Origin of the sequence: Streptomyces sp. RP5T (assembly GCF_003933965.1) — a bacterium.
In the GTDB taxonomy this organism is placed as follows: domain Bacteria; phylum Actinomycetota; class Actinomycetes; order Streptomycetales; family Streptomycetaceae; genus Streptomyces.
In genome coordinates this window covers 1-1627 of the sequence record NZ_RSAJ01001027.1, presented here as the reverse complement: position 1 = coordinate 1627, position 1627 = coordinate 1, and the positions used below count along the sequence as shown (strand labels likewise).

The following is a 1627-nucleotide window of genomic DNA, read 5'->3' as shown; positions in this document are numbered from 1 at the left end:
ACCCCGGGCACGGACAGCCCCACCCCGTCCGCCTCGGAGTCCACCTCGACTCCGGGTGCCCCCACCCCGAACGGCGGCGGCGGTGACAACCTCGCCGAGACCGGCGCCAGCAGCAACACCCCGCTGATCGCGGGCGGCGCGGCCGTGCTGCTCGCCGGTGGCGCGGGCATCGTGCTCGCCACGCGTCGCCGCAAGGCCTCGCGCGCCTGACCTCTCTGTACCGACGGGGCCGCCCCACCCTCCGGGGTGCGGGCGGCCCCTTCGCATGCCCGCACGCCGACCGCGGCACCGCTTGGCCACCGGCCGGACCGGGCCGGGACCGGAACCCCTTCCTGAGCCGGGCCCGCGCTTGCCCCGGCAGCCACAGGCGGCGCCTCCCGCACTCCTCGCCCTGTCCCGGCATGGCACAGAAAATCGAACACATGATTGAATCCGGGCATGCGACCGTTCCCCGACGACCTCGCCCGGGCACAGCGTGAGTGGAGTGCCACCTACCGGCAGCTCGCCGAGCGCCCGGGCCGCACGGAGCTGCGCCGACGCCTGTACCGGCTGTCGGCCCAGGTGTTCTTCCACCCCCACTGGCAGCAGGGACGCCCGTGCCCGGCACAGTGGCGGCGCCTGCGCGAGCTCACGGACACCGGCGAACGGCTCGGACGATGACGGACCGACATGCGGGACCGTACGCCGCGGACGATCCTGAAGACATGTCCGGACCGATCCGCGTGATCGTGCACCCCCCGTCCCCCACCGGCGGCCGCCGCGTACGCGTCGACGGCGAGATCCTCGGCCTGGCCCACGACCTGACCGACATCGCCGAGTTCCTGCGCCGGGCGGGTCTGGAGATCGATCCGGCGGAGGTGGCGCGGTCGCCGTGGATCGAGTGGCGGGGCGGCGGACCCGAGCGCTGGGGTCCGGAGACGGACGGCTGAGCTTCAGAGAAAGCTGAGAGGTTGCTGTGCCAGTCTGGCGCGCCCGAGCCGCGTAACCTCGCGGCCGATCCCGCTGGAGGACCCCTCATGGGCCTGGTCAACGGCCTTCCCGCGCACGTCCTGTTGGTGCACTTCGTCGTCGTGCTCGTCCCCCTGACCGCGCTGGCTCTGGCGGTCGGCGCGATATGGCCGAACGCGGCGCGGCGCATGGGCCTCGTGCTGCCGCTGCTCGCCCTGGTCACGCTGGTGAGCGTGCCGCTCGCCACGGAGGCCGGGGAGTGGCTGGAGGAACACGTCGACGAGAACGCGCTGGTGAGCCGCCACGCGGAACTGGGCGACGGCCTGCTGCCCTGGGCGCTGGGCCTGTTCGTGCTCTCGGCCGTCGTCTGGTGGGCGGCCCGCCGTACGGCCGCCGCCGGAGCGGGCACCGCCGAGTCGGGCACCGCCGGCGCCACCCGCTGGTCCGCCCTGCCGGTGCGGGCCGCGGCCGTGGTGCTGTCGCTCGTGGTGGCCGCTGGAGCCGTCGTGGACGTCTACCGCATCGGCGACTCGGGGGCCAAGGCCGCGTGGCACGACGGCTTCTCCAAGACGGCGACCGGCCAGGACGCCGACGACCACTGACACCCCGCCGCGCGCGTCACCGGTGACGCGCGCCCGCTGCTGACCCCGGCCGCCGCCCCGGTCGACCCCGCACATCC

The 1627-nt window shown here is 74.7% G+C and carries 4 protein-coding genes; all 4 read left to right on the top strand.

From position 1 onward, the window contains the following. On the top strand, positions 1-210 hold a 210-nt coding region (locus EHS43_RS44140; protein WP_125196011.1), incomplete at its 5' end, for an LAETG motif-containing sortase-dependent surface protein. Positions 211-438: 228 nt separating this feature from the next. Further along, positions 439-660 (top strand): hypothetical protein, encoded by a 222-nt coding sequence (locus EHS43_RS44135; protein WP_125196010.1) that lies wholly within the window; start codon positions 439-441, stop codon positions 658-660. A gap of 44 nt (positions 661-704) precedes the next feature. Next, positions 705-929 carry a hypothetical protein gene (locus EHS43_RS44130; protein WP_125196009.1) on the top strand — a complete coding sequence of 75 codons (225 nt, stop codon included), beginning with the start codon at positions 705-707 and terminating at the stop codon, positions 927-929. Positions 930-1016: 87 nt separating this feature from the next. After that, a complete protein-coding gene (locus EHS43_RS44125; RefSeq protein ID WP_125196008.1) occupies positions 1017-1550 on the top strand; it encodes a DUF2231 domain-containing protein in 534 nt (177 codons plus the stop codon). Positions 1551-1627 lie beyond the last annotated feature (77 nt).